The organism is Serratia sp. TSO36 (assembly GCF_057808395.1).
Map to the genome: position 1 here is coordinate 132,507 of NZ_JBJZOU010000014.1, position 26,217 is coordinate 158,723.

General features: G+C 62.6%; 21 protein-coding genes. 7 read left to right on the forward strand and 14 right to left on the reverse strand.

The window, feature by feature from the left end; genetic code table 11:
* Positions 1–8: 8 nt before the first annotated feature.
* Both cueR and ACK3CV_RS12950 read left to right on the forward strand, forming a co-directional pair.
* Positions 9–479 (forward strand): Cu(I)-responsive transcriptional regulator, encoded by a 471-nt coding sequence (gene cueR / locus ACK3CV_RS12945; protein WP_033653133.1) that lies wholly within the window; start codon positions 9–11, stop codon positions 477–479.
* 74 nt (positions 480–553) lie between these two features.
* Positions 554–751 carry a heavy-metal-associated domain-containing protein gene (locus ACK3CV_RS12950; RefSeq protein ID WP_165790338.1) on the forward strand — a complete coding sequence of 66 codons (198 nt, stop codon included), beginning with the start codon at positions 554–556 and terminating at the stop codon, positions 749–751.
* Positions 752–759: 8 nt separating this feature from the next.
* On the opposite strand, the gene ACK3CV_RS12955 is transcribed toward ACK3CV_RS12950, so the two are convergent.
* The 6 genes from ACK3CV_RS12955 to ACK3CV_RS12980 all read right to left on the reverse strand — a co-directional run bounded on the left by ACK3CV_RS12955 (position 760) and on the right by ACK3CV_RS12980 (position 9,116).
* Positions 760–1,119: a DUF1493 family protein gene (locus ACK3CV_RS12955; RefSeq protein WP_164141013.1), complete on the reverse strand. Its 360-nt coding sequence runs from the start codon at positions 1,117–1,119 to the stop codon at positions 760–762.
* 159 nt (positions 1,120–1,278) lie between these two features.
* On the reverse strand, positions 1,279–2,721 hold the full coding sequence (locus ACK3CV_RS12960) for an efflux transporter outer membrane subunit (protein WP_164141011.1): 1,443 nt from the start codon (positions 2,719–2,721) through the stop codon (positions 1,279–1,281).
* A 1-nt stretch (position 2,722) separates the two neighbouring features.
* Positions 2,723–5,860, reverse strand: coding sequence for an efflux RND transporter permease subunit (locus ACK3CV_RS12965; RefSeq protein ID WP_164141010.1), 3,138 nt, complete (start codon positions 5,858–5,860; stop codon positions 2,723–2,725).
* Between the two features lies 1 nt (position 5,861).
* Entirely contained in the window at positions 5,862–7,004 is a 1,143-nt protein-coding gene (locus ACK3CV_RS12970) for an efflux RND transporter periplasmic adaptor subunit (protein WP_049212192.1), read from the reverse strand.
* 215 nt (positions 7,005–7,219) lie between these two features.
* Positions 7,220–7,900, reverse strand: coding sequence for a class I SAM-dependent methyltransferase (locus tag ACK3CV_RS12975; protein ID WP_049212194.1), 681 nt, complete (start codon positions 7,898–7,900; stop codon positions 7,220–7,222).
* 85 nt (positions 7,901–7,985) lie between these two features.
* Entirely contained in the window at positions 7,986–9,116 is a 1,131-nt protein-coding gene (locus ACK3CV_RS12980) for an agmatine deiminase family protein (RefSeq protein ID WP_039566071.1), read from the reverse strand.
* 143 nt (positions 9,117–9,259) lie between these two features.
* Here ACK3CV_RS12980 and ACK3CV_RS12985 point away from each other — a divergent pair, with 143 nt between their 5' ends.
* Together ACK3CV_RS12985 and ggt are read left to right on the forward strand one after the other, a co-directional pair.
* Positions 9,260–10,123 carry a LysR substrate-binding domain-containing protein gene (locus ACK3CV_RS12985; protein WP_033634584.1) on the forward strand — a complete coding sequence of 288 codons (864 nt, stop codon included), beginning with the start codon at positions 9,260–9,262 and terminating at the stop codon, positions 10,121–10,123.
* Between the two features lie 161 nt (positions 10,124–10,284).
* On the forward strand, positions 10,285–11,958 hold the full coding sequence (gene ggt / locus ACK3CV_RS12990) for a gamma-glutamyltransferase (protein WP_164141009.1): 1,674 nt from the start codon (positions 10,285–10,287) through the stop codon (positions 11,956–11,958).
* 157 nt (positions 11,959–12,115) lie between these two features.
* On the opposite strand, the gene ACK3CV_RS12995 is transcribed toward ggt, so the two are convergent.
* On the reverse strand, positions 12,116–14,041 hold the full coding sequence (locus ACK3CV_RS12995) for a DUF3857 domain-containing protein (protein ID WP_103829543.1): 1,926 nt from the start codon (positions 14,039–14,041) through the stop codon (positions 12,116–12,118).
* Positions 14,042–14,164: 123 nt separating this feature from the next.
* The gene (locus ACK3CV_RS13000; RefSeq protein ID WP_033634588.1) at positions 14,165–14,734 is read right to left on the reverse strand and encodes a helix-turn-helix domain-containing protein; all 570 of its coding nucleotides are present in this window, start codon (positions 14,732–14,734) and stop codon (positions 14,165–14,167) included.
* Between the two features lie 129 nt (positions 14,735–14,863).
* On the opposite strand from ACK3CV_RS13000, the gene ACK3CV_RS13005 reads away from it, so the two are divergent.
* On the forward strand, positions 14,864–15,757 hold the full coding sequence (locus ACK3CV_RS13005; protein ID WP_094860091.1) for a DMT family transporter: 894 nt from the start codon (positions 14,864–14,866) through the stop codon (positions 15,755–15,757).
* 209 nt (positions 15,758–15,966) lie between these two features.
* On the opposite strand, the gene ACK3CV_RS13010 is transcribed toward ACK3CV_RS13005, so the two are convergent.
* The 4 genes from ACK3CV_RS13010 to ACK3CV_RS13025 form a co-directional block, all read right to left on the reverse strand.
* Positions 15,967–16,572 (reverse strand): nitroreductase family protein, encoded by a 606-nt coding sequence (locus tag ACK3CV_RS13010; protein WP_033632999.1) that lies wholly within the window; start codon positions 16,570–16,572, stop codon positions 15,967–15,969.
* Between the two features lie 69 nt (positions 16,573–16,641).
* Positions 16,642–17,940 (reverse strand): c-type cytochrome, encoded by a 1,299-nt coding sequence (locus ACK3CV_RS13015; protein WP_060426130.1) that lies wholly within the window; start codon positions 17,938–17,940, stop codon positions 16,642–16,644.
* A 27-nt stretch (positions 17,941–17,967) separates the two neighbouring features.
* Positions 17,968–20,226 (reverse strand): xanthine dehydrogenase family protein molybdopterin-binding subunit, encoded by a 2,259-nt coding sequence (locus ACK3CV_RS13020; RefSeq protein ID WP_489009863.1) that lies wholly within the window; start codon positions 20,224–20,226, stop codon positions 17,968–17,970.
* Positions 20,223–20,696, reverse strand: a complete 474-nt coding sequence (locus ACK3CV_RS13025) for a (2Fe-2S)-binding protein (protein WP_047567386.1) — start codon at positions 20,694–20,696, stop codon at positions 20,223–20,225. The genes ACK3CV_RS13020 and ACK3CV_RS13025 overlap by 4 nt, the downstream gene beginning before the upstream one ends.
* A 486-nt stretch (positions 20,697–21,182) precedes the next feature.
* On the opposite strand from ACK3CV_RS13025, the gene ACK3CV_RS13030 reads away from it, so the two are divergent.
* Together ACK3CV_RS13030 and ACK3CV_RS13035 are read left to right on the forward strand one after the other, a co-directional pair.
* Positions 21,183–21,917, forward strand: coding sequence for a MurR/RpiR family transcriptional regulator (locus ACK3CV_RS13030; RefSeq protein ID WP_033648369.1), 735 nt, complete (start codon positions 21,183–21,185; stop codon positions 21,915–21,917).
* Between the two features lie 130 nt (positions 21,918–22,047).
* Complete coding sequence (locus tag ACK3CV_RS13035; protein ID WP_101426945.1) at positions 22,048–23,484, forward strand: 6-phospho-beta-glucosidase; 1,437 nt, start codon at positions 22,048–22,050, stop codon at positions 23,482–23,484.
* Between the two features lie 70 nt (positions 23,485–23,554).
* Here the strand turns inward: ACK3CV_RS13035 and ACK3CV_RS13040 are convergent, their stop codons facing one another.
* The gene (locus ACK3CV_RS13040; RefSeq protein WP_164039247.1) at positions 23,555–24,733 is read right to left on the reverse strand and encodes a 4-hydroxybenzoate 3-monooxygenase; all 1,179 of its coding nucleotides are present in this window, start codon (positions 24,731–24,733) and stop codon (positions 23,555–23,557) included.
* Positions 24,734–24,737: 4 nt separating this feature from the next.
* Positions 24,738–26,093: an MFS transporter gene (locus ACK3CV_RS13045; protein WP_041035185.1), complete on the reverse strand. Its 1,356-nt coding sequence runs from the start codon at positions 26,091–26,093 to the stop codon at positions 24,738–24,740.
* Positions 26,094–26,217 lie beyond the last annotated feature (124 nt).

Consider the following 26,217-nt stretch of genomic DNA (forward strand, 5'->3'; position numbering starts at 1 on the left):
AGGACAGGATGAACATCGGACAAGCAGCCCGGTTATCCGGCGTTTCGGCGAAGATGATTCGCTATTACGAGCAAATAGGCCTGATCCCGAGAGCGGCTCGCTCCGATGCGGGATACCGCCACTACGGCATGTCGGACGTGCATGGCCTGCGTTTTATCCGGCGCTCACGCGACCTGGGTTTTTCCGTTGAGCAGATATCTGCGTTGCTGATGCTGTGGCACGACCGCGAACGCGCCAGCGCCGATGTTAAAGCCGTAGCGCTATCCCACATCGCCGTGCTGAAAGCCAAGATTGCGCAACTGCAGACGATGGCGCAAACGCTGGAACGCCTTGCCGGCCATTGCCACGGTAATACGCGCCCCGACTGCCCTATTCTGGCGGGTTTAGCGCAACCGGTGGCGCTCATCGCGCCGCGCCAAACGCCGCATTTCGGGGTGATGCGCGAGCCGAAACCACGACGACCGCGTGAATCGTCATAAAAAGAGTTTGACCCTGTCACGCTGGCAAGCTTTACCGTTATCAAACACCGTAATCGACGAGGAGAGTAAAAATGATTCGTTTTCATATTCCAGCCATGACCTGCGGCGGCTGCGCCAGTTCCGTCACCCGGGCGTTGCTGAACGTTGACCCGCAGGCGCGCATTCAAACCGATCCGGCCAGGCGGGAAGTGCTCATCGAGAGTGCGTTGCACAGCGATGCCTTCGGCGCCGCGCTGGACGAAGCCGGTTTTCCTCCGGCCGAGCCGGATTAAGCGGCGCGTCAGGCCTGGCGCAGCTGTTCGATAAGAAAGTGGATATCGTACAACCAGCGTTTGGCGCGCGCGGAACGCACCAGCATCGACACGCACAGCGGCCGAGGGTGTTCTTTGCAGGCGGAGGGGGAAAACCAGCGGCCGGTGTTGGCCGGCGGCTGGAAATACAGCTCGTGGTTATAGTTGCCGCTGTCGACGCCGAAGGTATCGAAGTAGCGGCGCATCAGCGTATTGGAATCGCTGAACGACAGGTTGAGCGCGGTGTTGATCTCGGTTTCCGGGGTGATGACCACGCCCTTCTTCAGCCGCCCTGATGCGTTGAAGGCGGCGATAAGCGCGATGACCTGTTGCTGAATGTCTTCTGCCATGACGACCTCGAGCCGGTATGAATAAAAGAGGAATGCGGTTCTCTGTCTGACTCTGCCTGCCCCGGCGAGTTCTGGCCGCCGGCCGGGTTTTCCGTTTCTTTACACTTTCCATAAAAAAACCGCGCGCAGCCACACTCCCGGCGCGCGCGCGGTTGACGGTTAGCGGCTGAGCGTCGTCTTGTCGGCGATGACGCCGTCCCCCTGCCGCTCGGCGGCAACGCCGCCGCCCAACACTTTATAAAGGGTGGCCTGATTGTCATACGCGGTCTGCTGCGCGGCGATCAGCGCCTGCTGCGCCGTGTACAGCGTGCGCTGCGCGTCCAGCAGCGTCAGGTAGCTGTCAATGCCCTGGCGGTAACGCAGCTCGGCCAGACGATAATATTGCTGCGCCGCCGCCACATAGCCGGTCTGCGCCGCCAGCTGCTCCTGCAGCGTGGCCTTGCGCGCCAGCGCGTCGGCGGTTTCCTGAAATGCCGTCTGCACCGCTTTCTCATAGGTGGCGACATACAGGTCTTTCTGCGCCTGGGTATAATTCAACTGAGCCGTGTTATAGCCGCCGCTGAAGATCGGCAGGCTGATGCTCGGTGCGAACGACCAGACGCCGGCTCCGTGGCTGAACAACGAGGAGAGTTCACCGCTGCCCACCCCGCCGTTGGCGGTCAGGCTGATCGACGGGAAGAACGCCGCCCGCGCCGAGCCGATATTGGCGTTGGCGGATTTCAGGTTATGCTCGGCCTGCAGCACGTCCGGCCGCTTCAGCAACACTTGCGAAGAGACGCCGGCCGGCAGATCGCGCATGATCCCGCCGAGCGCCTCGATGCCGCTCGGCAGCAGGCTTTCCGGCACGCTTTGCCCCACCGCCAAATCCAGCGCGTTTTTCGCCTGCGCGGCGCTGGTAGCGTAGCTGGCGGCGTCCGATCGCGCCTGCTGATAGACGGTTTCCGCCGACGCCACGTCAACCAGCGACGCAATCCCGTGCTGTTGATTGTTGCGCGTGACGTCCAGCGACCGTTTGGCGCTCGCCATCGTCTGCTGCGCCACCGCCAGATTGCTGCGCTCGGCCGCCACCGCCACCCAGTCGGTGACGATATCGGCGATCAGCGTCAGGCGAGTGCTTTTCGCCGCCTCCGAGTTCGCCAGATAGGTTTCGAACGCCGCGCGCGACAGGCTGGCGTTTTTGCCGAACAGATCCAACTCGAATGCGCTGACGCCGGCCGCGGCTTCGTAGCTTTGGCTCAGCGCGGTGGCGTTGCCGCTGCCGGTCAGCGCCCGCCCGCGGCTGCCGTCGGCGGTGGCATTGATTGTCGGGAACAGCGCCGAGCGCTGCTCGCCGTACAGGGCGCGCGCCGACGCGATATTGGCGATCGCCTCGCGCAGATCGCGGCTGCCGTTCAGCCCCAGCGCCACCACCTGGCGCAGCCTGGCGTCCTGGACATAGTCGCGCCAGGCGACGTCCGGGTAGCTCAGCGCCCGGTTGCCGCCGGCTTCGCCCTGCGGCAGGTTGGCGGGCACCGGCGCCGCCGGGCGCTGGTAGTGCGGATCCAGCGACAGGCAGCCGGTCAGCAGCAGCGGTAAAGTTAACATCATGACTCGTTGCAACACGTTATTCTCCTGCCTGTGACGGCGGGTTGGCGGGCCGACGGGCAAACATGCGGCGCACCAACACATAAAACAGCGGGACGAAAAAGATCGCCAAGGCGGTGGCGGTGATGGTGCCGCCGATGATACCGGTGCCGATGGCGATGCGGCTGTTGGCGCCGGCGCCGCTGGATACCGCCAGCGGCAGCACCCCGGCGGTGAATGCCAGCGAGGTCATCAGGATCGGTCGCAGGCGCATGCGCGCCGCGTGGACCGCCGCGCCAATCAGCGTTTCACCCCGCTGGTGCATCTCCTCGGCGAACTCGACGATCAAAATGGCGTTCTTCGCCGACAGGCCGATGATGGTGAGCAGCGCCACCTGGAAGTAGATGTCGTTTTCCAGCCCACGCAGGGTGATCGCCAGCAGCGAGCCCACCACGCCCATCGGCACCACCAACATCACCGCGAACGGAATCGACCAGCTCTCATACAGCGCCGCCAGGCACAGGAACACCACGATCAGCGAAATGGCGTACAGCGACGACGCCTGGCCGCTGGTCAGCCGCTCCTGATAGGACAGCCCGCTCCAGGAATAGCTGCTGCCGGCGGAGAATGTTGCCGCCAGCTTCTCTATCTCGCTCATCGCCGTACCGGAGCTGACGCCGGTGGCGCCCTGCCCGGTGATCTCGAACGACGACAGCCCGTTATAGCGCGACAGGTTTTCCGGCCCGTAGATCCAGTGCGAAGACGCGAAGGCGGAGAACGGCGTCATGCTGCTGGCGCCCGACGCGTTGGTGCCGCGCACAAACCAGCGGTCAAGATCTTCCGGCTTGGCGCGGTACTGCACATCGCCCTGCATATAGACTTTTTTCACCCGGTTGCGATCGATAAAGTCGTTGATGTAGGTGCTGCCGAACGCGCTGCTGAGGGTGCTGTTGACGTCGGCGGCGCTCAGGCCGAGCGCCTGCAGTTTGCCGTTGTCGATCTCCACCTGCAGCTGCGGGGTATCCGGCAAGGTGTTGGCGCGCACCGCCAGCAGCGATGGATTGCTGGCGGCCGCGGCAACGATCTGGTCGCGCATCGCCTGCAGCTCGGCGCGGGTGGTCGCCCCTTTGGCCTGCAGCTCGAAGGTGAAGCCGTCGGACTGGCCGAAACCGTCGATCGCTGGCGGGCTCATGGAGAAGACCTGGGCGTCGCGCAGCGTGGCGAAGTGCGCCATGGCGCGTTTGGCGATGGCGTCGGCGGTGTTCGCGCTGCCGCTGCGCTGGCTCCAGTCTTTGAGGCTGACGAACGCCATGCCGGCGTTTTGCCCGCTGCCGCTGAAGCCGAAACCGTTAATGGTGAAAATGGTGCTGACGTTGGCCTTTTCCTGGTCGAGGAAATAGGCGGTCACCGCCTCGCTCACCGCCGAGGTGCGCGCGTTGGTGGCGCCGGCCGGCAAGGTGTACTGCACCATCACCGTGCCCTGATCCTCGTTGGGCAGAAAGCCGGTCGGCAAGCGCAGGTACATCACGGCCGCGGCGATCAACAGCAGGCCGTACAGCAGCAGATAGCGCGTCGGCCGGTGGATCACCCCGCCGACCTTGTCGGCGTACTTCTCCTGCAGCCGGTCATAGCCGCGGTTGAATTTGCCCAGCCAGCCCTTGTCGGTCTGCGCGTCGTGCGCTGGCTTCAGCAGCGTGGCGCACAATGCCGGCGCCAGCGTCAACGCCAGCACCACCGACAGCACCATCGAGGAGACGACGGTGATCGAAAACTGGCGATAGATCACCCCGGTGGAGCCGCCGAAGAACGCCATCGGCAGAAACACCGCCGACAGCACCAGCGCGATGCCGACCAATGCGCCGGTGATTTCGCGCATCGATTTCTCCGTCGCCTCGCGCGGCGGCAGCTTATCCTCGCGCATCACGCGCTCGACGTTTTCCACCACCACGATGGCGTCGTCCACCAACAGCCCGATCGCCAACACCATGCCGAACAGCGTCAGGGTATTGATTGAATAGCCGAACGCCGCCAGCACGCCGAAGGTGCCCAGCAACACTACCGGCACGGTGATGGTCGGGATCAGCGTGGTGCGCAGGTTTTGCAGGAACACGAACATCACCACCACCACTAACGCCACCGCTTCGAACAGCGTTTTCACCACCTCCTCGATCGAGATATTGATAAAGTCGGTGCTGTCTTTCGGGTAGGCCACCTTGTAGCCCTGCGGCATCGCGCTTTGGTATTCCGCCACCTTGGCCTTCACCAGCTTGGCGGTGTTGAGGGCGTTGGCGCCCGCCGCCAGCTTGACCGCGATCCCCGCCGCCGGGTGGCCGTTGAGGCGCGCGCTGGCGGAGTAGTCCTCGTTGCCCAGCTCAATCCGCGCCACATCGCCCAGCCGCACCAGCGCGCCGCTGCTGTCGCTTTTCAGGATGATATTGCGAAACTGTTCCGGCGTTTGCAGCCGCGACTGCGCCTTTACCGTGGCGGTCAGCTGCTGATCGGCGGCGGCCGGCAGATCGCCGATCTTGCCGGCGGACACCTGGGTGTTTTGCGCTTCGATCGCCGTCTGCACGTCGGAAGGCATCAGCGCATAGCTCGCCAGCTTGGTCGGATCCAGCCAGATGCGCATCGCGTATTCCGAGCCGAACACCTGCACGTCCCCCACGCCCTCGATGCGCGACAGCGGATCCTGCAGGTTGCTGACCAGATAGTCGGAGATATCGGCCATCGTCGCCTTGTCGCTTTCGTCATACAGCCCGACGATCAGCAAGAAGCTGCTCTGGGATTTCTTGACCGTCACGCCCTGCGCGGTAACCGCGCTCGGCAAACGGCTTTCCGCCTGCTGCACCTTGTTTTGCACCTGCACCTGAGCGATATCCGGATCGGTGCCCTGATCAAAGGTGACGTTGATGCTGACCGAGCCGCTGGAGCTGCTGGTCGAAGAAAAATACAGCAGGCCGTCCAGGCCGGTGAGCTGCTGCTCAATCACCTGGGTGACGCTGTTTTCCAGCGTTTCCGCGTCCGCGCCCGGGTAGGTGGCGGAGATGGAGATCTGCGGCGGCGAGACGTCCGGATACTGCGAAACGGGCAACGAATTGATCGACATCAGGCCGCACAGCATGATGATGATGGCGATCACCCAGGCGAATACCGGCCGCCGGATAAAGAACTGCGCCATATCACTGCTCCCCGCTGTGGGTTTTGTCGACCGAAACCTCAACCGGCTTCACCGCGGCGCCGATCGTGACCTTGCTGGTGCCTTCGACGATCAGGCGATCGCCTTCGTTCAGCCCGCTGCCGATCAGCCAATTGCTGCCCACCACCCGTTCGGCGCTGACGGTGCGCTGCGCCACTTTGTTCTGTTCGTCCACCACCAACGCGGTGGCTTCCCCTTTGGCATTGCGGGTTATGCCCTGCTGCGGCGCCAGAATGGCTTTGGGATCGACGCCGTTATCCACCGTGGCGTGGACATACATACCGGGCAACAATTCATGTTCGGGGTTGGGGAACACCGCGCGCAGCGTGACCGAACCGGTGGCTTCGTCCACCGCGACTTCGGTCAGCTCGAGCTTGCCGGCATGGGCATAAGGCGTACCGTCCTCCAGCTTGATGGCGACCGGCGTGACCGCGCTGCGCTGTAACGCCGCCTGCTGGCGCCGCAGTTTAAGCAGCTGGGCGCTGGACTGGGTCAGATCGACATAGATCGGGTCGAGTGCGCGGATGGTGGCCAGCGCATCGCTTTGGCTGGCGGTGACCAGCGCGCCCGGCGTCACCGACGAGATGCCGATGCGGCCGGCGATCGGCGCCCGCACCTGGGTATAAGCGAGGTTGATGCGCGCCGTCTCCAGCGCCGCCTGATATTGGGCCACCGACGCCACGGCCGCCAGATAGGCGGCTTTGGCATCGTCCGCATCCTGCTGAGAAACGCCGTTCTCTTTCACCAGCGCCGCATAGCGCTGCGATTTGAGCCGGGTGGATTGCACCGTGGCCTGGGCGTTTTTCAGCTGGGCGGCGGCCTGATCGTAGCTGGCCTGATAGCTGGCAGGGTCAATTTGATACAATACCTGCCCGGCCTTGACCTCGGCCCCTTCGGTAAACAGCCGCTGCTTGATGATGCCGTCGACCTGCGGCCGCACGTCGGATGTCATGGTGGCGTTGACCCGGCCGGTCAACTCGCTGCTCAGGGTCACTGACTGGCCGCGCAGCGTGACCACGCCGACCTCCTGTTCTGCGCCCGCGCCGGCTGGCGCACCGGCGTTTTGCCCATCGCAGGCGGCCAACAACAGCGACAGCCCGAGCACCAAAAGCGTTTTCCTCTGCATTGCAATACGATCCTGTTGAGAATGACTATTCTCAATATATCGAATGCCGACATTCGCTTCTGAAAGGGTTGCGTAAGGATTCGGTAAAATCTTGTCGAAGCGGGAAACGGTGGAGCAATATCGCTTCAGCGTGGTTTCAGCAAACTGGCGCAGCGGTTTTTAGCCAATGCAATAAAGCGTTCCACTTCAGCCGGGGGCTGCGCCACGTAGGATTTTTAGGGTTTAACCAGCCTGAACACCGTTTTGGTGTGCCAATAGTAGTCGATTGCCGCCGCGATATCCGGCATCCACCCGTCCGGCTCATAGGGCACGAAGCCGGAAAAGCCCAGCCTGCGGGCAGAGACCTGGAACCCCGCGGCGGAGAAAATGCGCGCATAGTCGGCCAGCGACCGATCCTGCACCACGGTATGGGTATCTGCAGCCACCCGTTCACGCCACTGCGGCCACAGCGGGTTGCCGGTGTGGCAACCGGTCACCGCATAGTAAACGCCGCCCGGCTTCAGCACCCGCAGTATATCGGCAGCATGCTGGGCAATATCGTCGATCAGATAGATGACTTCATGACTGAAGGCGATATCGAAATGGTCGTCCCAGCCGTTCAGCCGCGTATCGGTTTGATAAACCACCGGCAGATGCCCTTTCAGCCGGTTGGCTTCATCGACGGACCGGCGAGCGATATCAACGCCAAGCCCCTGCTGAAATGGGCGGAGCTGGTACAGCAGGCGCAGAAAACCGCCCTGATTGCAGCCGAAATCCAGCACCTTCACGCCGGACAGTTCGTTTTCCGGCACCAGGTCGATAAGATGCCGCCAGATGGGCGCATGGCCATCGGCCATGGCCTCTTCCGCGCGCGGATCCCGATACCAGGTGGGAATGGTCGAGGGTGAATCGGTCATGATTTTCTCCTTGTGTCAGCACTAAGCCAACCACAGCCGATCGTGACAAACAACCCGGTGCGCATTTTTTGAACATTGCGCGGTATTATCGGCCGTGCCTTGGCAGTTGGCTGGTCACGCAGTGAATGCCGCCGCCGCCGGCCGCGATGGCGTCGATCTCCAACTGCACCACCTTGCGCTGCGGATAGAGCGCCGTCAGCAGCGCAAGCGCCGCCCGATCCGCCTGCGGGTCGCCAAACTCCGGGGCGATCACCGCGCCGTTGATGACGAAATAGTTGATGTAGCCCGCCGCAAAATCCGGGTTGTTGCGGCTGAATCGGCTGTCGCGCGGCGCCAGCGGCGGCGAAAGCGTATGCACCTGCAGCCGGCGGCCGTCGGCGTCGCTCGCCGCCTTGAGGATCGCCAGATGTTGCTGGGTAACCGCATGGTCATAAGAGGCCGGATCGGTGTCCAGGTTGGCCACCACCACGCCCGGCCGCACGAAGCGGGCGTAAAAATCGACGTGGGCGTCGGTGATGTCCCGGCCTTTGATGCCCGGCAGCCAGATTATTTTGCGCAGGCCGAGCATCGCTTTCAGCTCCTGCTCCACCCGGTCCCGGCTCCAGCCCGGATTGCGGTTCGCATTCACCCAGCTGCTCTCGGTCATGATGCCGGTGCCGTGCCCGTCTACTTCGATACCGCCGCCTTCACCCACCAATGCGCTGCGGCGCAGTTGAACAGCGCCGTAGCGGTTGGCGGCAAACGCCGCCAGGCGCGCATCCCTGGCATGCCGCTGTTTATTGCCCCAGCCGTTGAAGTTGAAATCCACCGCCCCGAGTTCGCCGGCGCCGTTGACGACGAAATTGGCGCCGAAATCGCGCACCCAGATGTCATCCAGCTCGGTGACGACATAGCTGACGTTGTGACTGCCGCAGGTGGCCTCGGCCAATTGCCGTTCATTGCCGCGGCAAAATACCGTCACCGGCTGAAACTCGGCGATGGCGCGGGCGATACGCCCCTGCGCCGCCTGCACATCCGCCGTGAATTCGCCCCAGATGGCCCGCTGCGCGCCGAAGGCGAGAAACGCCCGCTGCTGCGGTTCCCCTTCGTCGGGCATCCGCCAGGCCGGATTAAGCGCAGCTTCTGCGTGACTGCGTAACGGAATGCCTAGCGAGGCCGTCAAACCGACCCCGGCAACGGCGGAAAGCTGTTTAATAAACACGCGACGAGTTGACATTGAAGACCTCTTTTAATCATTTATAATTCAAAATGTTAACCGAATAATTCACGGTTGTGCGGTTGAATCTTATGCTAGTCTTCCCCTGGCACCGCGACAAACGATATATTTAGCGGACATCTGATTAGACAGGCTTATCGATAATGTTAAAACACTGGCCCCCTTTGAGCGCGCTGCGCGGTTTCGAAGCGGCGGCGCGCCTGGGCAGTTTTCATCAGGCTGCCGAAGAACTGCACCTTACCCAGTCGGCCATCAGTCAGCAGATCCGCAGCCTCGAAGCGTTTCTGGAGCAGCCGCTGTTCTTCCGTACCGGCCGCAGCGTGGCGCTGACCGACGCCGGCCACGATCTTTTCAGCACCGCGCAGGTGATGCTGCAACAGCTGGCGGTCGGCATTCGCCGTTTGGATCAGTACCGCAAACCCAACCAGCTGATCGTCAACACCACCCCGGCTTTCGCCCGCCACTGGCTGACGCCGCGGCTGGGCGACTTCAATCGGCAGCATCCGCAGGTCGACCTGTGGCTGTTCACCAGCTTTGAACCGCCGAATATGGCGACGGACAGTATCGATCTGGCGATCCGCGACGATCTCAGCGCGCAGGCGGACTGCACCTTTAACCTGCTCTGCAGCGACCGGCTTTATCCCGCCTGCCACCCCAGCCTGCTGGCGTTGGCGGCGGAGCAGCGCGTGACCCTGCACGGCGAACGGGAGATGGACTGGAGCCACTGGACGGTGGCGGGCGGCGCGCACGTCGGCCAGCGCGACAGCGGGCTGAACTTCTCCGATCCCGGTCTGCTGCTGGACGCCGCCTGCAATGGCCTCGGCATCGCGTTGGTCAGCCAACTGCTGGCGCAGCACGCGCACGACGCCGGGCTGCTGCAACCGTTAACCGAGCAACGCGTGCGCGGCGCCAACTGGGCGTGGCTGCTGCACCGCGACAGCGAACACAACCCGCTCGCCCGCCACTTCTGCCAATGGCTGCAGTCGGCGCTGCCCGCCGGCGCATAACGCGCCACGTCACGATTCGCCACTCTGGTCAGGCGGGCCCGCCTGACCGCTGCTACCTTCAATAAAGCGCCGCAACAGCCCGAAGAAAACGCGCTAACCTGCTGTTTCAAAATAATTAGTTGAATTCACCTGATAACTGAACATCGCTAAAAGGATCGTCTATGTCTGCCGGTTTATTGAAAACGATAGCTCTGAGCGTGGCCCTGGCCTGCCCCCTTCCCGCCGCCTTTGCCGCCGATCTCACCGCCGGTGCGGTCGCCGCCCCGGATCGGTATGGCGCTAACGTCGCCGCGCAGATTCTGCGGGGCGGCGGCAATGCGGTTGACGCAGCGGTCGCCACCGCCTTTACCCTGGCGGTCACCTACCCTGAAGCCGGCAATATCGGCGGCGGCGGCTTTATGACGCTGTACGTCGACGGCAAACCCTATTTCCTCGACTACCGCGAAGTGGCGCCCAAGGCCGCCGGCAAAACTATGTATCTGAACGAGAAAGGCGAAGTGATCGAAAATCTAAGCCTGGTGGGCAGCCGCGCCGCCGGCGTGCCGGGCACCGTGCTGGGGTTGTGGGAAGCGCATAAACGCTTCGGCAAGCTGCCATGGGCCGAACTGCTGACGCCGGCGATCGCCTACGCCCGGCAAGGTTTCACCGTGGCGGATCAGCAGTATCAGTACCGTGAAGACGCCAACAAGCTGTTCGCCGGGAAAACCAACTTCGGCGACTATTTCGGCGCCATGAAGCCCGGCGCGGTGTTCAAACAGCCGGAGCTGGCGGCCACGCTCGAGCGCATCGCCAAGTCGGGCGCCGACGATTTTTATCACGGCGAAACCGCGCGCCTGCTGGTGGCGCAAATGCAGCGCGACAATGGGCTGATCGGCGCGGCGGATTTGGCCGACTATCGGGTGAAATGGCGTGAACCGATGCGCATCAGCTGGCGCGGCAACACCGTATATACCGCCCCGCTGCCCAGCTCCGGCGGCATTGCGCTGGCGCAGCTGCTGGGGATAAAAGAGGATCGCGCCGCCGATTTCAAGGGGGTGCCGCTGAACTCGGCGCGCTATATCCACCTGCTGGCGGAAATCGAAAAACGCGTGTTCGCCGATCGCGCCGACTACCTCGGCGACCCGGATTTCACTCACGTGCCGGAAGCGCAGCTGATCGCCCCCGACTACCTGAAGAAACGCGCCGCCGAGATCAACCCGACGGCGATCTCGCCGACCGAACAGGTGCGGCCGGGGCTGGAAACCCACCAAACCACCCACTTCTCGATCGTCGATGCCGCCGGCAACGCGGTCAGCAACACCTATACGCTCAACTGGGACTTCGGCAGCGGCGTGGTGGTCAAAGGCGCCGGCTTCCTGCTCAACGACGAGATGGACGACTTCAGCGCCAAACCCGGCGTCGCCAATGCCTTCGGCGTGGTGGGCAGCGACGCCAACGCCATCGAGCCGGGCAAACGCATGCTCTCCTCGATGAGCCCGACCATCATCACCCGCGACGGCGAGGTCAGCCTGGTGATCGGCACGCCGGGCGGATCGCGCATCTTCACCTCGATCTTCCAGGTGATCAACAACCTCTACGATTATCACCTGCCGCTGGCGCAGGCGGTGGCCGCCCAGCGCGTGCACCATCAGCTGTTGCCGAAGGACACCCTGTACTATGACAGCTTTGCGCCGCTGACCGGCAAACCGGCGGAAGAGCTGAAAGCCATGGGCTACACCCTCGAAGACCAGGGCTGGAACATGGGGGATATTCAGGCCATCCGCATCGATGGTCGCACGCCGGAAACCGCGTCCGATCCGCGCGGCCGCGGCGTCGGCCTGGTGGTGAACAAGTAACGCCCCGGCGGCCCGCCTCAGGTTAGACGGGCCGCGACTAATCGGTGCCGATCCGCCTGACGCTGAGATCCAAACAACATCGTGTAGAGGGAACTCTACAGGCCCCAAACTCTTGTCTGTTTGGGGGCCATTTTTTTATCCAGCTACGGGCATCGGCTTACTTGCCGGTGGCCAATTCGCCGTACACCACCTGGCCGCGGAAACCGCGCCGCACCTGCTGGAACAGCTCGCGGAACGCCGGGTAATCCTGCGCCTGGCACAGCGCCTCCTTGCCGCGAATGGCGTTCACCTGCAGCTGATGATTGACGATCACCTGCTGCCCGTCGCGCCGCCACGCCACGCGATAGTCGCCCGCCGCATTGCGGAACTGCCTGTCTTGCGGAATGGCGATGATCGGTACGTTGGCCGGCAACTGCAGACGGTAGGTTTCGTCGTAGCGCTGCGCGCTGCAGTAGAACGGCGTTTCGTTGCCCGGCGCCGCCGTGGTGGTGTACAGCGTGCGGAACGATTTGCCGCCGGGCGGATTGGGCAGCGTCATGCCGCCCACCACGCCGAAATCGACGTAGTCGTCCGCCTTGAAGCGGAAGCGGTAACCGAACTGTTTTTTGAGATCCAGCGGATCGCTGTTCATCGCCACCTCGCCGCTGCCGTCGATGCCGGAGGCGGACATGATCGACGCTTCGGCCTGCGCCCGGTTCTGCCGGTTGATCTGCGAGAAGTAGCCCCGCAGGTCAATCTCTTCCACTTCGCTCAGCCGACGCTCGGTTTGCCCGTGCAGATTACCCGCTTTGTCGAACACGAAATCGACGCTCAACGCGCTCTTGACCGGCTGCTCGTCGCTGCCCGGCGTGCGCGCCAGTTTGGCGTCGCGCGTCAGCAGCACGGGCGCCCCCAGATCGCCTTCCGGCAGTTGCCCGAAGCGCGCCCACGGATTGGTGGAATCCAGGTACAGTTTGAATTCCGGCACGTAGGTGATGGCGTGATTAAAGCGGCTGAGCAGCGGCACTTTAGGCAGTATCGGGCCTTCGTCCATGCCGATCAGCACCGGCGAGCTTGCAATGCCTTTGGCGGCGAGCAGCGCCTCCAGGATCACCACGTGATCCTTGCAGTCGCCGTAGTGGTTGTCGAGAATGCTCTGCGCCGAATTCGGCTCCAGCCCGCCGTTGCCCAGATACACCGCCACGTAACGAATGTTTTGCGCCACCCAGCGATAGAGGGCCTCCGCCTGCTCGCGCCGATCGCTGATGCCGGCGGTGATGTTGTCCGCCAACGCCTGGATGCCCGGCGTCACCTTCGCCGCCGCGCCGGCCTTCAGCTGGTAGGCCTTGGCCAACTGCGGCCACTCGCGGTAGGTGCTGGCCATGATGGTCGGGCTGAAGGTCCAGCTGTCCGCCGCCCAGTTTTGCGATTTCATCGGCGCGCTGCGTGAATAATGCCAGCGCCAGTGCGCCTGCCCGTCGCGGATCTGCGGCTGGTCTCCGCCCGCCACGCCGCGCGTGAAAATATGCATCGGCAGCTTGGCGGGCGCCTGCAGGGTCACTTCGGCATCGTCGAACTGATCGAAAACGCTGAACGTCTCCCACAGGCCGAAATAGTCGGGGAAATACGGCGTGTTTTGCGTGCGGCGCAGCTCATACACCACGCGCGATCCCGGCGCCAGGTTGGAGAACACGATGACGCGCACTTTACGGTCGGCATACAGCGGCGCCGTGGCGCTGGAGTAACTCTCCTGGGTATAGATGCGATCGGGCGCCACGTCGTGGCGCTGGCCGTCGGCGGTCAGCGTGTAGGCGGCGACCACCTCCAGCGTTTCCATTTTTTCGCTGTAGCTCAGGCGGATCTGGCTGAATTTCTCGACCGCCGCCTTGGTCTTCAGCAGCACTTCGTAGCTTTCCGTCTTCACGTTGGTGGCGTTGGCGTTGACGCGGTAATCCGCGCGATAGCGTACGAAGCTGAAATCGTTGTTGGCCGTGTCGTTCTGGCCCTGATCCGCCGCGGCGGGCGGTGCGACGGCCAACACGGTGGCCGGGTGCGTCGCCGTCAAACCGGCGAATAACAGCAGGGAAGGAATAGCGATTTTCATCTTCGGTCCTTGAAGGGCAATAAACAGCGACGCCGGGCTACGCGCCCGTCCCGGCGTCAAAACAGGCGGGCACACTAATATAATTGAGAATCATTTTCAATAAACGAACCGTCAACGCCCAGGTTAGCCCTGTTCGATCAGCATCACGGCGGTGGTCTCCGGCTCCAGCGCTTCGAAAACGTGCTCGCGATCGGCGGAATAGCTGATGTAATCGCCGGCGCTCAGCTCCTGCGGCTGGTCTGCCGGCCCCAGGCGCGCGCGCCCGCTGCTGATAATCACATGCTCGACGGTGCCGGGAGGATGCGGCCGGGAAAGCTTGGCTTCTCCGGGCTGCACCCGCAGCCGGTAAATGTCGCGCTGCGCCCCCGGCGGGCAGGTGGCCAGCAGCGTGGCGGCGTAGTTGCCCTGCTCCGACAGCGCCGGCGTACCCTCATGGGCGCGGATCACCTGCACCTGCCTGCTCGGTTGTGAAATCAGCCGGCTGACCGGCACATCCAGCGCCATCGCCAGCGCCCATAGCGTTTCCAGGCTGGGATTGCCACTGCCGGCTTCCAGCTGCGACAGCGTGGACTTGGCGATGCCCGCGCGCTTCGCCAGTTCGGTGACGGACAGGTTCACTCGCTCCCGCTCGCGGCGGATCGCCGCCGACAAGAGGCCGATCGGCGTGATGTTCTGCATTAGGCTATCGCTCATTGTTCGCTATACCATCCAATTGTTCGACTTGACGAACACTCGTATTCATGTTCATCATAATGTTCGATTGTTCATTTTAATGATTGCACCGCTTTGCCGCAAGTGCGGGCAGGCAACGAGGGAAACCACATGAAAACGAAAACGCGCGGCGCAGTGCAAATGATCCTCGCCATGACCATCTCCGGCACCGTGGGGTGGCCGGTGCTCGTTTTAGGGCAGCCGCCCGCGACGGTGGTGTTTTGGCGCTGCGCGTTCGGCGCGCTGGCCATGCTGGCGACCTGCGCCGCACTCGGTCAGCTGAAATCAGGCGCGATCAACCGGCGCCAGCTGAGCTTCGCCATTCTGGGGGGGATCGCCCTGGTGCTCAACTGGACGCTGCTGTTTGCCGCCTATGCGCATGCCTCGATCGCGGTCGCCACCGTTACCTACCACGTTCAGCCGTTCATGTTGGTGGCGCTGGGGGCGCTGCTGTTCGGCGAAAAGCTGACGGCTAATCGGCTGGGCTGGCTTCTGCTGGCGTTCGCGGGAATGGTGTTGATCGTCACCGGCCGGCAAAACGGCGGCGGCGATGACTATCTGCTCGGCGTGGCGCTGGCGTTGGGTGCGGCCCTGATGTACGCCATTGCGGCGGCGATCGTCAAACAGCTGGCCGCGCTGCAGCCGCAGCTGATCGTGTTGATTCAGCTGACCGTCGGCGCGCTGGTGATGGCGCCGTTCGCCGGCCTGGCCACGCCGCCTGCGGCCCCGATCGACTGGCTGCTGCTGGCGACCCTCGGCCTGGTGCATACCGGCTTGATGTCCACGCTGCTGTACGGCGCCATTCAGAAGATCCCCACCTCTCTGGTCGGCGCCCTGTCGTTCATCTACCCGGCGGTGGCGATCGTGGTGGACTGGGCCGCGTTCGGCCACCGCCTCAGCCTGCTGCAGCTACTGGGCACGCTGGCGATCCTGGGCGCCGCAGCGGGCATGAACTTCGGCTGGCGGCTCTCGCCGGTCGCCCGGCGGGCTGATAAAACCGGTTAATCCCGTCCGGCGGGCAAGCTATGCACAATAAGGCATTCGTCTTGCGCCCGGCGCGGTGTTATTTATTTACACCGTGTAGGGTAGAAGGAGTTGGCCATGTGGCATCACCGCCTGCAACGGCGCATCCGTTTCAGCTACTGGAACGAACTGTGCGTCGCAAAAAAATAAGGGAAGGCGCAAGCCTTCCCTTTTGTCATTCACCGCCCAGCTCAGAAACGATCGGTTTTCACCACCTCGTCGAACGGCAGTTTGCCGATGCGCGGATAAGGCTGCCCCGCCGCCTTGCCGATGGCGACCATCAGCGCGATCTGATAGTGCGCCGGTTTGTTGATGATCTCGCCCACGGCGTCGAAATCAAACCCGTCCATCGGGCAAGAGTCGTAGCCCTGCGCCTTGGCCGCCAGCATCAGCGTCTGGGCGAAGATACCGCTGCTGCGCATCACTTCGTCGCGCTGCACCTGCGGCTTACCGCGATAATACTGATCGACGGCCGGGATCATGAACTGCTGTACCGGCTCCGCCGCCTCGGCCCAGACGTTTTTTACCTGTGACTCCCAGCTCGACAGATCGCCGCACAGCACGACCAGCATCGACGCGTCGGTGACCTGTGCCTGCCCCCACGCCGCTTCGCGAATTTTCTCGCGCTGGGCGCGATCTTCGATCAACAGCGGGCGCCAGTGCTGCAGGTTAAAAGCGCTGGGTGCGCCCTGCAGCGCGATAGTCAGCAACGCTTTTTTCTCTTCGAGCGTCATCACGTGCTGCGCATCAAACTGTTTGGTGGCGCGGCGCTGGCGGATTGCGTCTAACGTATTCATTTTACTGCCCCTGTCCATGTGAAAGATCCTATTGTCGCCAACGCGACGCGGCTGTCCAGCCCCCGACGGCTATTTCTGCGCGGTTTCGGCGCGCAAACGGCTGACCTGCGCGGTCAGATCGGGCCACGGCGCCTGACCGGCGTAGTGCTGCCGTAGATAGTTGAGCAGGATGGCGATCTGCGCGTCATCCAGGTTATGGCGGAAGCCCGGCATATAGCCCAGTTCGGCGTTCGCCGGCCGCTGTATGCCATCCAGCACCACGCGAATGGCGTTGTCCGGCGCCTCGGCGAACAGGTTGGTGTTCAGCGCCAGAGAAGGCCGCACCCCCGCCATCTGCGCGCCCTTTTCCTGCGCATGACAAGCCATGCAGGCGCCGGAAAACAGCCGCGCGCCTTGCGAGCTCAGGGGCTCGACCTGCCGCTCCGCCTTAGCGTTCAACGTGGCCGCCGTCGCGCCCGCCGCCGTTTCAGGATGATAGCTGCGCAGATAGACGGCGATCGCCTGCAGATCCGCCTGCGGCAAGCGGGACAACCCTTCTTCGATCACCGGCGCCATCGGGCCGGCGGCCACGCCGTGGTTGGCCGAGTAGCCGGTACGCATGAAATCGACCAGATCCTGCTGCGTCCAATCGAGCGGCGCGGGCGAGCGGCCGGTCAACGCCGGCGCCGTCCAGCCTTCCGCCACGCCGCCGGCCAGGTGGTCGCTACCGGTTTTCTCGCCGAACAGCACGTTGCGCGGCGAGTGGCAGGCGCTGCAGTGCCCCAGCCCTTCGGCCAGATAAGCGCCGCGGTTCCAGGCGGCGCTTTGGGCCGGGTTTTCCTGCATCGCGCCCGGCGTCAGGAACAGCAGGTTCCAGGCGAAGATGCCCTGGCGGATATTGAACGGAAAGTGCAGATCGGTGGCCGGCGGCCGATAGTTGACCGGCGGTTGCGACATCAGGTAGGCGTACAGCGCCTGCAGATCGTCGTCACTCGTGCGGGTAAAGGCGGTATAGGGAAACGCCGGATAAAGGTAGCGGCCCTGGCGATCGACGCCGTGGCGCATGGCGCGTTCAAACGCCGCGTAACTCCAACTGCCGATGCCGGTTTCCACGTCCGGCGTGATGTTGGTGGTGTAAATGGTGCCGAAGGGGATCGCCATCGCCAGCCCGCCGGCGTTGCGCTCGCCGCCCGAACGGGTGTGGCACACCGCGCAATCGCCGAGATCGGCCAGCGTTTTGCCGCGCGCGATCTGCGCCTCGCTGAAACTGTGCGTCGCGTCGGCGGAGAGCGGCGCGATTTCCGGTTGCCAGCTGGCGACAACGCCGGCCACCACCACGGCGAGCACCGTAACCCCGCCCCACCCGGCGATCTTTTTCATCTTACTCATCTTTGCTGTCCTTGTTCGTGACGGGGATTAATGGCCGGCCTGGGCGCGCAGCGCGGCAAGCACCCGCGCCGGCGTAAACGGCACCTCGCGCAGCCGCACGCCTAGCGCGTCAAACAGCGCGTTGCCGATCGCCGCCGCGCTCGGCACCGAGGCGGATTCTCCGGCGCCCATCGGCGCTTCCTCCGGGCGATCGATCAGCTGGATATCGATCTGCGGCAGCTCGTCGAAACGCAGGATCGGATAGCCGCCCCAGTCCAATGACGTCACCCCCGTCTTGTTGAAGGTCACGAACTCTTTCAGCACCCGGCTGGCGGACTGGATGACGTTGCCGTGCACCTGATGGCGCACCCCGGCCGGGTTGATCATGCGGCCGCAGTCATGCGCCACGAAGATTTTATCGAGCGTGATCTGCCCGGAGCGGCGGTTGACGCTGAGATCGCACACCCAGGCCGCCCAGGCGGCGCCGAAGCCGGGGAATTTGCTGTGAAAATAGCGCGCATAGGCGAAGCCGCGGCCGCTAACCACTTCGGCGCCGGCGGCGCGCGAGCGGTGCGCCGGGCCGTCTTGCCAGTTCGCCTGCCGTTTCAGGGCTTCAATCAAGGCCACCGCGCGCGGATCGTTCAGATAGCGCAAACGAAACGCGATCGGATCCTCGCCGGCGCGCCAGGCCAGCTCGTCGATCCAGGACTCATGGGCGAACACGTTGGGCAGCGCCGAAACGCCGCGCATCCACGAAGCCCGCACGATCGGCGCGGCGTCCTGGCAGATCACCCGCATGTGCGGATACTCGTATTGCGGAATGGCGGTGCGATCGCCCATCTGCTGCACATCGGCCCGGTTGGCCACTTTGCCGGTCAGCACCAGCGGCAAGGTCACGGCATTGTTGGAGGGATAGCTGGTTTTCAATTCGTAGGCCGCCACCCGGTTTTGCGCGTCGAGGCCGCCGCGCACCCGAATCAGCTGGCCGGTGCCCTTCGGCTCCCAGCCGGATTCCTGTTCGCGCATCAGCTGCACGCGCACCGGCTGGCCGGTGGCCCGCGCCAGCAGCGCCGCGTCCGCCGAAACGTCGTCGGCGCAGTTGCGGCCATAGCAGCCGGAGGCCTCCATGCGGGTGATGTGCACCTGCCCAGGCGGCAGCTCGAGCAGCCTGGCGATGTCTTTGCGCAGATCGTGCGGGTTTTGCGTGCCGGACCACACCTGCGCCCGCCCGTCTTTGACTTCCGCCACCGCGCAGGAAGGGCCGATCGAGGCGTGCTGATGGTAAGGCCAGACATAGTCGGCCTGCACTTCGGTATGCAGCAATGCCAGCGCGGCGTCAGTGCCCGCGTCGTCGCGCAGCACGCGGTCGGTTTTCGGATTGGCCTCCAGCGCGGCGGGCAGCGCTTCCGGCGACAGATCCGGCAACCCGGCCCAGGGTTTCCATTCGGTTTTCAGTTGGCGCATGGCGGCGATCGCCTGCTCCTCGCGCTCGGCCACGATGCCGATGAAATCGTTGATCACCACCAGTTTCACGATGCCCGGCAGGTGCGCGATCGAGCTTTCATCCACCGACAGCAGGCCGCCGCCCAACGGCGCGCTGCTGTCGGCGCCTATGTATGGCGGGCGCACCACGCGGCCATGCAGCATGCCGGGCAAGCGCAGGTCGTGGACGTAGGTCAGCCCACCGCTGACCTTTTCCGGAATATCGACCCGGGGCACGGCGCGACCCACATAGTGGTTCTGCCGTTCGCTGTTCAGCTGCACGTTTTTATCCAGCATCACGTGCAGATTTTGCCCGCTCGCCAGCTGCGCATAGCTCAGCGATCGCCCTGGGTTCCTGGTCACAAATACCTGCCCCGCCGCCGCCGTCAGCTGTTCGGCCGGCAGTTCGAAGGCTTTGGCCGCCAGCGCCGTCAGCAGGTGCCGCACCTGCGCCGCCGCCTGCCGCAGCGGCACTGAGGTCACCTGAAGGGTGGCGCTGGCGATGGTCGGCCCCTGATCCGGCGTGCGTTGCGTATCGCCAAGGATCATCGTGACGTGATCAAACGGCACGCAAATTTCATCGGCGACGATCTGCGCCAGCGCGGTGCGAATGCCGGTGCCCAGATCGACGTGGCCGTTGAACGCCGTCACCCGGCCGTCGGCGCTGAGGCTGATAAAGCTGTCCACCCGATCCAGCGGCAGATCGGCGGGCGATGTCACCGCATCGGCGGCGAAGGCGCTCAATGGCGCAGGCAGCAGGCTGCTGACCATCACCACACCGCCGGCCTGCAGCAGCTGGCGGCGGGTCAGTTCGAGGCGGCTCATGCTTGCCTCCGCGCGGCCAGCAGATCGCGGGCACGCTCGGCGGCGTGCAAGATCTCGATATGCGTGCCGCAGCGGCACAGGTTGTAGGCCAATTCTTTCTTGATGGTTTGTTCGTCGGCCTGCGGCTCGCGTTCGAACAGCGCGACCAGCGTCATGATCATGCCGTTGGCGCAGTAACCGCACTGCGCCGCCTGCTCATCAATAAACCCTTGCTGTACCGGATGCGGCGCTTCCGCGCTGCCCAGGCCTTCCAGCGTGGTGACGGATTTGTTTCCTACGGCAGACAGCGGCATTGAGCAGGAGCGTGCGGCGACGCCGTCGATCAGCACCGTGCAGGCGCCACACTCCCCCAGGCCGCAGCCGTATTTGGGGCCGTTCAATTGCAGATCGTTGCGTAAAACGTACAGCAGCGGGGTCTCGGGCGAGATATCGCCGAGTGGAACCACCCGGCCATTAACATTGATTTCCATGGTGAAACTATCCCTTAAGCAAACGGATTTAATCCGTAACATCACTGCGATGAATAATTTCGCAGCGTGCTAATAATTATCATCAAAAGGCTTGATAATGTTAAGGGAATGTAGCCGTCATGGCTTTAACGAAAAGTGGGTATTTTCTATAAATTTCCTATAGATAAGCTCGGTTTTATGATTGCTCCCCGTGATTATTGGCGTTCGCCAATGCGGCCTCGGCGCCATAACTTTGCCGATCTTTCACTTTAGAAAGCAGAAACCGGCATTTTGCCGCCGGGATCCGCTGACTTATGCTAATCCGGTGTGATGAAACGCGTTTTCATGGCATGTCTTCCGGAACGTTTTGCTTTATTTGTTCGTCGTGAACCCTGGGCCGCGCCTGACTGGTGCGGCTTTTCTTTTTGCCCGGCAGTGCCAGCAGCGGTGAATTTTGCTATGTTAAGCCGCAGATAAGTTTCCCGTTTTCAGCCGCCGGACCGACTCATGTTTACCCATAAAGCAATCGCCGAGCTCAACGCCCTGGAGCTGATGGTTTATAACTACGTCAGCAAACACAAGAATCAAGTGATGTACATGACCATCCGCGAGCTGGCCGAGGCCGCCGGCGTGTCCACCACTACCGTGCTGCGGTTTTGCAAGAAAATGGGCTGTGACGGCTATTCGGAATTTCGCATTCGTTTCAAGCTGTATCTCGAACAGAGCGATGCGCCGCCGGTCGATTCCGGCATCGGCGAAATCCTCAGCTTTTTTAAAAGCGTCAGCAACGATGAGTTTAATCAGCTGATCGATCAGGCGGTGCAGCATATCGCCGCCGCCGAGCGAATTATTTTCGTCGGCATCAGCACCTCAGGCGCATTGGGGAAATATGGCGCGCGCTTTTTTTCCAACGTTGGGAAATTCAGCACTCACATCGACGATCCTTATTATCCCGTCAACAGCGACATGTATAAAAACGCGGTGGCGATCGTGCTGTCGGTTACCGGCGAAACCGAAGAGATCCTGCGGCTGGCCAGCCAGTTCAGCCTGCACCACTGCAAGATCATCAGCATTACCAACAACGAAACCTCTTCGCTGGCGCGGCTGGCGGACTTCAACCTCTCCTACCACGTTCCGCAGCATTTGATCGGCGGGCATCACAATATCACCACGCAGATCCCCGTGCTTTACATTATTGAAACCATCGGCAAACGGCTTGGGCATATTAATTCGGCCAAATAAAACAGGCTGTTTTTTTATTGTGACAAATCACTTTCCACGGTGATTTGTTATATCGTGACATTTCTTTCGCTCTTGCTACTCTATTCTCAACGCAGCGTTATTACCCTTCATTAAATAAACCGATGAGACATTGACGATGAAACAGTTGCCGAAGGATTTTCTGTGGGGGGGCGCGGTCGCCGCGCACCAGGTTGAAGGCGGTTGGGATCGGGGCGGTAAAGGGCCCAGCATCGCCGACGTGCTGTCCGGCGGCTCGCACGGCGTGGATCGCGTGATGACCGACGGCGTGCTCGACGGCTATCGCTACCCCAACCACGAAGCGGTGGATTTCTACGGCCGCTATAAGCAGGACGTGGCGCTGTTCGCCGAGATGGGCTTCAAATGCTTCCGCACCTCGATCGCCTGGACGCGCATCTTCCCGAACGGCGACGAAGCGGCGCCGAACGAAGCCGGCCTGCAGTTTTACGACGATCTGTTCGACGAACTGCTGAAATACGGCATCCAGCCGGTGATCACCCTGTCGCACTTCGAAATGCCTTACCATCTGGTGAAGGCCTACGGCGGCTGGAAAAATCGCCGGGTGGTGGAGTTCTTCGTGCGCTTCAGCGAGGTGGTGATGCGCCGCTACCGCGAAAAAGTGAAGTACTGGATGACCTTCAACGAGATCAACAACCAGAGCAACTACCGTTATCCGCTGTTCGGCTACTGCTGCTCCGGCGTGGACTACACCCGGGAAGACAACCCGGAACAGGCGCTGTATCAGGTGCTGCACCACCAGTTCGTCGCCAGCGCGCAGGTGGTCAAACTCGGCCATCAGATCAACCCGGAATTCAAGATCGGCTGCATGCTGGCCTGCGTGCCGTTCTACCCGTACTCCTGCAAGCCGGACGACGTGATGTACGCCGTCGAGGCGATGCACCAACGCTATCTGTATACCGACGTGCAGATGCGCGGTTACTACCCAAGCTACCTGCTGCGCGATTGGGAACGCAAAGGGCTGAAGATAGAGATGCAGCCGCAGGACGCGCAGATCCTGCGCGAGGGCTGCACCGACTACATCGGCTTCAGCTATTACATGAGCAACGCCCTGCAGGCTAACGCGGTGGACGGCAGCGACGGCATGTTCGGCTTCCCGGGCAACGTGCCGAACCCGCACGTCAAGGCCTCCGACTGGGGCTGGCAGATCGATCCGGTCGGGCTGCGCTATTCGCTGAACGTGCTGTATGAACGCTACCAGAAGCCGCTGTTTATCGTGGAGAACGGCTTCGGCGCCTTCGACAAGGTGGAAGCGGACGGTCAGATCAACGATGACTACCGCATCGACTATCTGCGCGCCCATATCGAAGAGATGAAAAAAGCGGTGATTGAAGACGGCGTAGACCTGATCGGCTACACGCCGTGGGGCTGCATCGACTGCGTGTCGTTCACCACCGGCGAGTACAGCAAACGCTACGGCTTCATCTACGTCGACAAACACGACGACGGCACCGGCACGCTCGAGCGCTCGCGCAAGAAGAGCTTCGACTGGTACCGCCGGGTGATCGCCAGCAACGGCGAACAGCTGTAACCGCACGCAGGCAATCAGGGATCCCTGCTCGCCGCACGCCGCCCATGCCTCACGGCATGGGCATTTTCGCTTATAGTGCCGGGAATGGTGCCCCGACATAATTCTCCGCCAGCATCGTCATGGCGCTGCGCGATTTCACCGTGTACTGCAATTCTGACAGTTGCAGCCGATGCTCGAAAGGCGTGTCGTCCCGACGGGTATGCAGCATGTGGGTCATCCACCAAGAAAAATGCTCTGCGCGCCAGACCCGCTGCAAAGCGGTGTCGCTGTACTCGTCCAGCCGTTGCCAGTCGCCTCGCCGGTAAAACGTCTCCAGCGCCTGGGACAACAGGCAGACATCGGCCATCGCCAGATTCAGCCCTTTGGCGCCGGTCGGCGGCACGATATGCGCCGCGTCGCCCGCCAGCAGCAGGCGTCTGTAGCGCATCGGTTCTGTAACGAAGCTGCGCATGCCGACCACGTTTTTCTGGAAGATACGGCCCTTTTTCAGCGCCCAGCCTTCATGGTTTTCCAGCCGCTGTTCCAGTTCGTGCCAGATGCGATCGTCCGACCATTGATCGACCTGTTCCGCCGGATCGCACTGAAAATACATGCGCTGTACGCCGGCCGAACGGGTGCTGATCAGCGCAAAGCCGCGCGGATGGCAGGCGTAGATCAGCTCGTCGCTGGACGGCGGCGCTTCGACCAGAATGCCGAACCAGCCGAACGGATAGATGCGGGTGTAATCCTGCCGCAGCCCGCCGGGCATCGCCGCGCGGCTGATGCCGTGGAATCCGTCGCATCCGATGACGAAGTCGCAGCGGAGCTGGCGCGGCTGGTCTGCGTGACGGTAGTGAACCTCGGGCTGCGCGCTGTCCAGCGCCTTCAATTCAACCTGCTCCACCTCGAAAAACAGTTGCCCCTGCGACGCCACACGCGCGGCGATCAGGTCTTTCAAGACTTCGTGCTGGGCATAAACGGTGACGGCGCGGTCGGTCAATCCCGCCAGATCGATGCGGTGCTGACGGCCACCGAATGCCAGCCGGATCCCCTGATGCCGCGCCCCTTCCCGCCGCATCCGCTCTCCCAATCCGACCTGGTTGAGCAGATCGACCGTCCCTTGTTCGAGCACCCCGGCGCGAATGGTCGATTCCACCGCCGCCCGGCTGCGCGTTTCCAACACCACCGATTCCACGCCCTGCAGATGCAGCAGATGAGACAACATCAAGCCGGCCGGTCCGGCGCCGATTATCGCAACCTGTGTGCGCATAGTATTATTCCCTCACAGCATTTTTATTGAGCGGCGCCGGCAGCGCCGGGTAGCCGGAAAGGTGCTTGGCGATCAACGCCAGCGCCGCGATCAGCGCCGGGATGGCCAGCAGTGTGAATATGGTGCTGAACGACAGCTGCATCTGCATCAGCGCACCACCGCTCATCGCCCCCAGAATGCCGCCAAAACGCCCGAGACCGAGCATCCATGCCACGCCGGTCGCCCGGCTCTGGGTGGGATAAAATCCGGCCGCCAGGGCCGGCATGGATGACTGCGCGCCGTTCATGCAGGTGCCGGCGATGAACACCGTGATCGCCATCAGCGGCGGGTAGCTATAGACAAAGCCGATGATGCCGACGAACAGGCCGGTGAGCAAATAGCCGACGGCCACCACCTTGTGCGGGTTCATGCGATCCATCAACCAACCGATAATCAATACGCCGAGCCCCCCGCCGAGCGGAAACAGCGCGGTGATCAGCGACGCCTGCGTGACGGAAGCGCCGGTTTCACGGATCAACAGGGGCAGCCAACTGGTCAGCAGATAGAAAATCATCAACCCCATAAAGTAAGTCAGGCACAGCATCAAGGTGCCCAGCAGATAGCGACGGGAAAAAATCATCCCCAGCGGCGAGGCCGCCTTTATCTGCCCCTCTTCCTGCAACATGAAATGCGGCGTCTTTGGCAGTGGCGCAATGCGCTTCAACACTTTGGCGATGCGTTCTGCGGCATAGCCGCGCGCAACCATAAAGCGCGCGGATTCAGGCAAGGCGGCGATCAAGACCAGCGCCAGCAGCAGCGGCATGACGCCACCCAGCACCATCACGCTCTGCCAGCCGAAATGCGGGATCAGCCAGGCGGAAGAAAAGCCGCCCAGCGATGAGCCGAGAGGAAAACCGCAAAACATCAGATTCACCATCAAAGCCCGGCAGCGCTGAGGCGCATATTCCGACATCAGCGTGGCGGCATTGGGCATGGCCGCCCCCAATCCCAGCCCGGTCAGGAAACGCAACAGCGTCAGCGTCGACAGCGAGCCGGCGAAGGCGGTCAACAAACTGAAGCCGCCGAACAGCAGCAGCGAGATCACCAGCACTTTCTTGCGCCCGATGCGATCCGCCAACGGCCCGGCGGCCAACGCGCCCACCGCCAGGCCGACCAAAGCAGCGCTCATCACCGGCCCCAGAGAGGTCTTTTCTATTCCCCATTCCTGCACCAGCGACGTGGCAATGAAACCGATAATGGCGGTATCGAAGCCGTCCAGCGCTACCGCCAAGAAACACAAAACCAGTATCAACCACTGGTAGCGAGAAAATGGCTGGTCATCGATAAACCCTCGGATTTCTACGTTGTTATCGTGTGGCATGGCTTGCTCCTCAGGGGGTGCGGCAACCCTCACCGCACAGAACAGCCGGTTGCGTACCGGCAAGAGGGTTAATTTGTGCGATTATCGGAACATAGTTCGTTAATCGACAATTAAATCAAACCAC